This is a genomic window from Domibacillus robiginosus (assembly GCF_000966195.1).
Classification (GTDB): domain Bacteria; phylum Bacillota; class Bacilli; order Bacillales; family Domibacillaceae; genus Domibacillus; species Domibacillus robiginosus.
The window spans coordinates 1-8,742 of sequence record NZ_LAHL01000016.1 but is presented as its reverse complement, the minus strand read 5'-3'; the positions used below and the strand labels follow the sequence as shown (position 1 = coordinate 8,742).

The 8,742-nt window shown below is 36.9% G+C and carries 11 protein-coding genes; 2 read left to right on the top strand and 9 right to left on the bottom strand.

What is annotated here, in order from left to right; translation table 11 throughout:
- Positions 1–59 precede the first annotated feature (59 nt).
- A complete protein-coding gene (locus tag VP97_RS12095) occupies positions 60–707 on the bottom strand; it encodes a ParB N-terminal domain-containing protein (RefSeq protein WP_050182150.1) in 648 nt (215 codons plus the stop codon).
- Between the two features lie 60 nt (positions 708–767).
- Positions 768–1,286: a MerR family transcriptional regulator gene (locus tag VP97_RS12090; protein WP_050182149.1), complete on the bottom strand. Its 519-nt coding sequence runs from the start codon at positions 1,284–1,286 to the stop codon at positions 768–770.
- 326 nt (positions 1,287–1,612) lie between these two features.
- On the opposite strand from VP97_RS12090, the gene VP97_RS12085 reads away from it, so the two are divergent.
- Entirely contained in the window at positions 1,613–1,834 is a 222-nt protein-coding gene (locus tag VP97_RS12085; RefSeq protein WP_050182146.1) for a hypothetical protein, read from the top strand.
- Between the two features lie 521 nt (positions 1,835–2,355).
- On the opposite strand, the gene VP97_RS12080 is transcribed toward VP97_RS12085, so the two are convergent.
- From VP97_RS12080 to VP97_RS12060, 4 genes are all read right to left on the bottom strand, one after another.
- A complete protein-coding gene (locus VP97_RS12080; RefSeq protein ID WP_050182144.1) occupies positions 2,356–3,339 on the bottom strand; it encodes a helix-turn-helix domain-containing protein in 984 nt (327 codons plus the stop codon).
- A 383-nt stretch (positions 3,340–3,722) separates the two neighbouring features.
- Positions 3,723–4,247 carry an MEDS domain-containing protein gene (locus tag VP97_RS12070; protein ID WP_050182141.1) on the bottom strand — a complete coding sequence of 175 codons (525 nt, stop codon included), beginning with the start codon at positions 4,245–4,247 and terminating at the stop codon, positions 3,723–3,725.
- Positions 4,248–4,308: 61 nt separating this feature from the next.
- The gene (locus tag VP97_RS12065) at positions 4,309–4,872 is read right to left on the bottom strand and encodes a site-specific integrase (protein WP_156153483.1); all 564 of its coding nucleotides are present in this window, start codon (positions 4,870–4,872) and stop codon (positions 4,309–4,311) included.
- 444 nt (positions 4,873–5,316) lie between these two features.
- Positions 5,317–6,303, bottom strand: coding sequence for a YhdH/YhfP family quinone oxidoreductase (locus tag VP97_RS12060; protein ID WP_050182140.1), 987 nt, complete (start codon positions 6,301–6,303; stop codon positions 5,317–5,319).
- A 104-nt stretch (positions 6,304–6,407) separates the two neighbouring features.
- On the opposite strand from VP97_RS12060, the gene VP97_RS12055 reads away from it, so the two are divergent.
- The gene (locus VP97_RS12055; protein ID WP_050182139.1) at positions 6,408–6,827 is read left to right on the top strand and encodes a MarR family winged helix-turn-helix transcriptional regulator; all 420 of its coding nucleotides are present in this window, start codon (positions 6,408–6,410) and stop codon (positions 6,825–6,827) included.
- Positions 6,828–7,109: 282 nt separating this feature from the next.
- Here the strand turns inward: VP97_RS12055 and VP97_RS12050 are convergent, their stop codons facing one another.
- From VP97_RS12050 to VP97_RS23290, 3 genes are all read right to left on the bottom strand, one after another.
- Entirely contained in the window at positions 7,110–7,463 is a 354-nt protein-coding gene (locus tag VP97_RS12050) for a DUF3221 domain-containing protein (RefSeq protein ID WP_050182138.1), read from the bottom strand.
- 14 nt (positions 7,464–7,477) lie between these two features.
- Positions 7,478–7,933, bottom strand: coding sequence for a DUF305 domain-containing protein (locus tag VP97_RS12045; RefSeq protein WP_050182137.1), 456 nt, complete (start codon positions 7,931–7,933; stop codon positions 7,478–7,480).
- Between the two features lie 105 nt (positions 7,934–8,038).
- Complete coding sequence (locus VP97_RS23290) at positions 8,039–8,362, bottom strand: four-helix bundle copper-binding protein (RefSeq protein WP_082220339.1); 324 nt, start codon at positions 8,360–8,362, stop codon at positions 8,039–8,041.
- Positions 8,363–8,742 lie beyond the last annotated feature (380 nt).

Genomic DNA, 8,742 nt, shown 5'->3' with positions numbered 1-8,742 from the left:
TCTGCCTAGTACCACGCTGGAAGTGGGGTCATGTTTTCCTTATGCTCTTTTCTTGCTATTTAGCTTTCCACGGTGATTTTTTCGTACATAACAGGCACTGTTTTTATTTCTAGTTTTTCAGCCACAATATACCGCCTGTATCCATCGGTTAACACCTTGGTTTCCCGATTAATCGTAATCGGTTCATCCAACATGCCGGACTGTTTTACATGGTCAATCACCAGCTGTGTCTTATACGGATTCGGCTGATACTTCAAAAATTCTTCTGGCACCTTGATCTGCTCTAGCTCTACAAAATCTTCAGTGCCCTCCGGTGCTTTTGGCTGCTCTTCTGCTTTCACTTCTTCTTTTTTCTCTGGCTCTTTTGCGAGCTTTTTCTCTGCCTTCACTTCTTCTTTTTGTTTTTCTGAAATTACAGAAACCTGAAAGCATGTAACACCGATCTCGCCCGGACAGTCATCCATGGGAACGTCCAGTGTAGGTTCTCCCTGTACCATAATCTTCTGATTTTGAATGTTTTCTTCTGTTAATCCGGCTTTTTTTAACTGCTTCTGGTTAATAAAAATGGTATAGGTAATCGTTGAGCTTTTCGGGAGACCTTTCGGGGCTGCTGGAGAACCCTTTTCTTCCATATCGAATGTACAGAAATCCTTTTTCAACCGTAATGCACTTACCGGCTTGCCTGTTAGTGTGATTTTATGTGCCATTTTTTCTTCTCCCCTTTTCCTGCTGCATGAATTTCTTTGGTTTTTATACTTCATGTTCATTCAAGGTCTTTTCAACAAACGCTGGAAGAATGTTCGAGAGTTTTTTCGATCTTCTGTGGACTTCGCGAGACTTTCTAACAGCAGTTGATCTCGCTTCTCCAGGGATTCTTTTATGTAGGTGTCTTGTTGATCTAATCTTTGAATCAGGGCCTGTTTAAATAAATCATCTTCTTTTGATTTCGCGAGTAATTCTTGAACCATATCTTGAAGAAGATTTACTTTTTTCTCTAGTTCTGATTGAACAGCAAGTGATTCCATTTTTATTTCGTTGCCGTTTAACCACTGCAACACCATCTTATAACTCCAGTTTTGTTCCTGGATCTTTTTCTTTATGTCTACGAATAACTCAATGTTATCCTGACTGTATCTCCGGTGATTCCCTTTCGTGCGTTGTATGTTCAAATTGAATTCTTTCTCATAAAGACGAAGCAAATCAATACTTAATCCGGTCAGACGCGAGGTCTCCTTTGTTGTGTAGGTCTGGTCATGTCGCTCTTTTTCTTCCAGGATTTTTTCCATGATCGTCACCTCCAGATTCTAAAAACTAGAATGGATAAAAACGTTGATTTTTATGAGTTAAATACGATTCTAGAACTAGAACACTCTAGATTTTCCTCTATATTTGAACCTTGAATTTAATTCTAGGTTATCACTCTAATTACTTCAAGCGCGCAAGGTTTATTATTGAAATTTGCACATATATTTAAATTCAAATAAATCAACTTTTCAGACAAACTACTGAGTAAACAACTAAACTCGTGTTATAATTAAGAATCAAATAAATACACGGGATCCCTTTAGACTTTTTTTAGTCACTTTCCTTTGTTAAGGAAGGGGACTATTAAATGTCTTTAAACCATATAAAAGAAATGTTAAAAACGCTGTGTTACTACAATACCGTTGAGATTACTCATACATTTAGCAAGAATGGACAAGATTTTCTAAAAGCTAGCTGCAAAAAAAATACTGAAACAATACAGTTAACCTTTGTTGAATGCCAAACGATTGAATATTACGACGATGTAGAAGAAGCCGCATCGGTCATTGAAAAACTAATAAATGAATAATTATTTGCATGAAAACCTCTAAAAGTTTTAGAGGTTTTTTTATTGCACAGTTTTGGTCTACTATCGATTAAATTTCAGGTCTATTTTTATTCGTAAATACTTTTATCCGCTGATTTTCAAGCTGGCTTAAGCCAGCTTATTTAGCTTCAGCTGACCAAACTGAAATTTGGCTACGTTTTGTCTTTAAAGTGAGAAAGAGCATAAGGAAAACATGACCCCACTTTCCGTGTGGTACTAGGCAGAGCCTAGTGTTTTCGTGGGTACACGAAATTTCCGTTTTGGCAAAAAATTTGACACTCAAAATAGGGGTACTGTCAAATTTTTTGACAGCAAATTCAGCCAAATGGCAAATTTTTTGACACCTAAAATAATGCATCACTGTTCAAAAAAGAACGACAAAAAACAGCATTTGCTAGAAAAAGACACGATTCTTTTTCAAGAAAAGACAGCACCAGCTGAGTTTACTTTCTGGCTTCCTGCAGACAGATTTTCTCTTTTTTCTAGCAACTGTTTTGGTTTATTCAGTAGGGAAGTTCCTCGATCAAATCATCCAGATCCCGTTCTTCCTTCGCCATTAATTCCTGAATTTCTGCGCGCCAGTTTTTCGTGCTGCCTGCTGATTTTTCTTCCTGGTCTTCAAGCCAATTAAAGATAGACGGGTGGCTAGTAAAAGTCTCCTGGCGCTTCTGGTATGTAAACATTTTGAGCAGGGTTCCGTAGAAATAGCCTTTAAAATCCTTCCGGATCTTCCGATGTTTATAGGCGTAGATCGTCTGTTTCAGCGCATCAATCACTAATTCCGTGTACTGTTCCAATTCGTGCAGCAAATCAAACTGGCGATAAACAAGAGAAGCTTTTTTCCAAAGATCATAAATATCTTCTGCATCATCAAAGAAAGGCTTCGCTGCTTTCACAAATTCACCGGGTACATTCTTCGGTGTAAAAGACGAATTCAGACGATCCTGCTTACGTAAGATCTTTAAAAGATTTTTATTAAAAGATAAATACTTGGTAGAAACGATTTTCGGCTGTTCTTCCTTACTCTCATAAGGCTTTTCAGCGTTTTCGTTTTGGAAATCGTTCTGGAAATCATGTAAATCCAGCATGTTTTGCCAATACTTAAAGTACGGATGCGCCGTAAACAAATGGACGGGAGCCGTCCGGCAATTTTGCGTGCTGGACCGGCGATACACAGTGAAGATTATGCCGGCTTCCCGTAACTCCTTCAACACATTCCGAACTGTTTTGGCCGACACCTCGTACCGATCAGACAGGTACTTGTCCTTCGCAAAAACAAATCCTCGCTCCGATGCAAACCAGCACAGCATATCAATCGCTTTGCGTGTACCTTCTTTCAAGCGCCAGTAGCGTTCGCCATACGCTTCCTCTACGCCTTTTAAGAGTTGCAGCTTCATGGATTGCTGCTGGTTATGATTCTCCGCATACACCTTGTAGCTCATCATTTGTTTAAATTCATCTGGGGTTACAATTCTGCTTACAGTCATAGTCCTATCTCCTTTTTGGGAAAACAAAAAGACGCATTTACCGTAGAAAATCGGTAAACACGTCTTTTGCATGACTGTAAAAGATAGACTTTCCCCTTGAAAATTAGGTTTAAATGCCGTAAAATACAGGCAGATTAACACTAAGAAAAGGTGAAAGCAAGTGTTTACCGTGCCTGAATCACGGTGGACGGTTATAGGTGGCGCCAACCACACTATAACGCGCTTTTGCCTTTTTGCTTTTCCGCTCGATTTAATTGATTCTATTTATAGCAAACTTTCAGAAATTATACAAGACATGGAAGCAATTGATGTATTTTCTTTTCACATTTCAAAAAGAAATAATCTAAAAAAAACAAAAGGCAGACAGGATTTCCTGTCTGTCTTTATTTCCTAATAATCCCCTCATCTGTCATCACAAAATTATGAGAGCACGTTAATGAACGCTGGAGCGACTCAGTCAACCGATCGGCATCATAGGCACAAACAGACAGTAACTTCATTGAGGAAACCGCCTTATTTGCTTCTTCTTCAAATTTTTTTATTTCACAAGAAATTTCTTCTGTATCTCCCCATTCCACATGGGCCCATGTCCTGATAGATAAATTATTTTCCCGGTAACTACCGATAATTTTAGAAAAATATGAAATAATGGAAGTTAGATGAAAATCTCCGCGAGAATAATAAAAATCGTAATTATTTACATGATGTATTCTCTTCAGCTGCTCCTTTGTTAAAAGGGATTCTAGTTTTGTGCGCAATAAAGAAAAATACCGATCATTTTCTATGAGCAGTACGCAGCTTCCTTGCTCAACCCCAGAAGTAATGTAGGTGATCGCATTTTCTATATATCTTTCTTTTTCTTGAAAAGAATAAAAAATGTGCCCTTCCTCTCCTGGTAATTCTTTCATTAGTAACGAAGTAGTCCCCTTCAAATAACTTCCTACCAAAGATCCCTTATATTTTTTTGTTTTATAAAGAAAAGCTTTCCAGTACTCGATCTACCATCTCATCATTAATACCAATGTATCTCAGGGTCACAGAAGGCGCCGAATGGCCAAAAATCTGCTGCAGCATGGCCACGTCTTTCGTCTGCTGGTAAAAGTGGTAGCCAAATGTTTTCCGCATCGTATGCGTCCCAATGGCTCCTTGAATACCACACGCTCGTGCAGCCCCGTTAACAATCTTCCAGGCTGTTTCACGTCCAATTGGATCTTTACCCTTACGGGATGGAAACAACAGGTCAGAATCAGCCATCTGGCGCGTGTATTTCTCTATTTCCTGTTTCAAAGCACCAGTCATCCGAATTTTTCGGATTTTCCCTGTTTTTTTCTCTTTAATTCGCAGATGTTCTGTGTTCCGTACATCCATCACTCGAAGCCCTACGATGTCGCTGATGCGAAGACCTGAATTAATACCAAAGGCAAATAAAAAATAGTCCCGATAAGATTTGTGAAGCAAGTATTCTTTCATTGCCCGGATTTGTTCTGGATCTCGAATAGGATCAACCGTATTTTGTCCTTGCTTAGCTACCAAAAAAGACCCTCCTGTTTTTATTCTTTATATTGCTTTCAACGTAACTATACTATTCAATATGTAGCATTGAAAATCCTTCTTCCTAACTAAAACAGGCTGCATCCCTTGATAATCAAGGAATGCAGCCTGTTTTTTAATATGTTTATGAATGCAACATAATTCCCTTTATGTTGCATTAGGAAAACAAATTTTGTGGTCCACTTATTCAACTAACGCCCCCGATAGTTTAAGTAGATTTGTTCACAAACTTCTATATATTTACACTTAATTTATTACAGTAATACTGCCCCATTAGTTGGATATAGATAATATTAATATTAAAACTGGCGAGCACTACTACTGTTCAGTTTGTTAACTAATAAAAAGAACTGCAAATAAAGCCAGTTCTTTTTATTGCGATAAGTCTACCAAATAGTTATTTATCCTCGCAAAATTAACTGGTTTTTAATATTTTATAATTGTTCTTCCTAAATGCTGACCATTTTTAATCGTTTCAATTGTTTGTGGTAATTCGTTTAGTGTAAGCTCATTTATTAGAGTAGTTTGAGAAATATTCCATTCATCAGCTATTTTCCCCCAAATATAACCACGGTTATTAATTGGTACATTTACTGAATCAATTCCTAAAAGGTTAATCCCTCTAAGTATAAATGGCAAAACTGTTGATGTTAATTTTATACCACCTGCATTCCCACACATACTCATACTTCCACCATAAGAAATTTGAGGAATTAATACAGAAGCAACCTCCCCACCAACAGTATCTAAGACAAAGTCAAACTTTTGTTTATTAAGTGGCTTATTTTGTTCTCCTAACTCACTTACAAAAACAACATTGGTTGCTCCTAAAGATTTTGCTACCTCTTCCTGATGTTTTTTTCTAACCAATGCAGAGATATTTTTGTAGCCAATTTTAGCTAGAATTTGGATAGCAATACTACCTACTCCACCAGTTGAACCAGTGACTAATATCCTTGGATTGTTATTTATATCCATACCTTTCTCTTCTAGAGCTATGATGGAAAGTGCTGCTGTAAATCCTGCTGTTCCAAAAACCATCGCATCTTTAAGGGTTAAGTTAGCTGGTAACGGAACAATCCACTCTGCAGGAACTCTAGCATATTCTGCAAACCCTCCTGTATGGCTCATCCCCATATCAAAGCCTGTAACAACAACTTCTTGTCCTTCTGTGTAGCGATTATCCGATGTATGAACAATAGTTCCACTTAAATCAATTCCGGGAATCATTGGATAATTCCGAATAACGCCTCCATTTTTTTGAACAGCCAGCATATCCTTATAGTTTATTGAAGAATATGCCACCTTAATTAAAACCTCACCCTCAGAAAGACTGTCAAGATTAACATCCTCTAATCCATAAATTACTTGTTCTTGGTTTTCTTTTACAACAATCGCCTTAAATAAATTCATAATTATCCTCCCCTTTACTTTGAAACAAAACATTTTTGTACCAAAAGTATTTCGTAACAAAAACTAACATGATATTATAGGTATTGTCAAATGGAGGAGATAATATGGAATTAAAAGATTGTATGAATTTCTTACTAAGCGTAAGTCAGAATAAAGTTTTTAAATATTTTAGCAAGCTTCTAGAGGACTACGGAGTAACACCAGCTCAATATGGTGTGTTGAATTGTTTGTGGAAAGAAGGACAATTATCTCCTAAACAAATTGGAGAAATGGTACATTTGGAAGCCCCTACTGTATCAGGGATATTAGACAAAATGCAAAAAGCTGATTTGATAGAACGTTCGGTAGACTCAAAAAATCGTAGGAATGTTTTAGTAACTGCTACTTCAAAATCTCATGAAATTAGAGAGAAAGTTGAATTTGCAACAATTACCTTGAATAATAAGGTTCTTCAAAACTTATCAGATATTGAAAAAGACGAACTAAAAAAAGCATTAGAAACCATAATAAATGCTGATTTTTAATTCTTTATAATGATATAACCAAATACAATAAAATTCTTTCTTTTTACCAATGGATAAGATATTGAGAGAGTTAAAAAGAAATTAATATCTCAACCTCATCATTTTATTTTGACGGGGTTGAGACGTTTTTTAAGTCCGTTTGATGTCATCACGTTGTTAAACTAAACTGCCCTGTTAGTTCAATAAAACGCATTATAAAAATCTCCTCATGATTATACTAAAATCGAAAAAACGCCCCGAATTCTAAAGATCCAGGGCGTTCTAAATACAACATAATAGCATTTATGTTGCATCCAAGATAAGCAGAGTACCTTTTATCTGTCCTGGTGCAGATTCTAAAGCATATCCGGTCCAATAAATTCTTACCTTCTGACCTTCTTCAAAGTCTGTATTTAAGACTTTGTTTATCAAGGGTATATCGTAAAACGTTCCTGGTGATTTAGAGCTTTTAGCTTCTAAAATAGATATGATTTCTGCTTCTGTTTTCCCTTCTACCTCAGTGTCGCTCATTGGTATTACCCAAATCCTCGAATCATCTACTGATAAAATATAGCCTTCGCTTACCCTTTGATTGAAAAACCAAATAATCAAAATAATAAAAAGTAAAATAACTACTCCAAAGACTACTTTTTTCATTTACTTCCCCCTTTTTATTCTTCCTTCTCCTCTAAATCTTTTATTAACTTTTTCATTTCTGCAATTTCTTTGCGTTGCGTTTTGATAATGTTGTCCGCAAGTTCTCTTACACGTGGATCTGAAATGTTTGCACGTTCACTGGTAAGAATAGCAATAGAGTGATGAGGAATCATTGCTTTCATCCAAGAAGTATCTTCAACCGTGGCTTGGCTACGCATGAGCCAAATAGAGAGGCCAAGCACAACAGCACTGCCAGCAAGAATAAACGTATTCACACGGCGCTTATCATACATTTTCCACATAAACAGCATCATGATAATAGCCATTACAGATCCCATCATTAGTGCCATATAGGCTCTCGTTTCACTGAAAAAAATATGATCTAATTGAAACACATTGAAATACATAAAACCGTACATCAGAACGGTTGAGGTGGCGATCATAATGCCAAATTTAGCATATTTATTCATTGGTGACTTCCCCTTTAACTCTCAATTTCTTTTACGTTCATTTTTAATACTGCACTCACAAAAAAGGAAAGCTGGACGATTGTCCAGCTTTCTTGAGCCTGAAACTTAAGCCATGCGGCGGCATGCTTCTGCACATTTAAAGCATGCTTCTGCACAACGCTGGCAGTGTTCCGCACTGTGTTTTTTACACTCATTGCCGCACGCTTCACAAATATCTGCACACAGCTGGCAGATTTGCTTGGCAAATGGACTGTTGCTTTGCATAGACTTGGCAGCGAAAGCACAAATATCTGCACACTCGCGGTCAAGTCTAATACAGTCTGCCATCATCTTTACATCATCTTCGGACAAGCAGCTGTCAAAGCAGTAGTTGCATGCCTCCATACATTCTAAGCATGCCTGAATACATTCCTGATAATTTGGATTCATATTAAACTCCTCCTTTATAATAGCTTCTACAGTATTTACATTACCTGCCCTTTTACGATTAAACGTAAAAAGCCAAATTCCATAGAATCTGCACAATTTATCTGTAGATGAGCAGGATTTTGCTTCTTCTCTCTGACTTGCAACAAATAATTTCCATGAAAAAACCAGCATCAAATTAATGCTGGTTTTTAAACTGTATAACTTTGTATTTTCTAAAGTGATTTAGTACGAATACAAAACAACTACATTTGTATTACGTTAAAATACAACAAGCATTGAACTGTCATGTTCAGTGACAAATAAGCATTTTTAGGTGTCATACTGAATGACAAAACGGCTTTTTCAAGTGTCATGTTGTGTGACAAAATCAAAATTTCGTG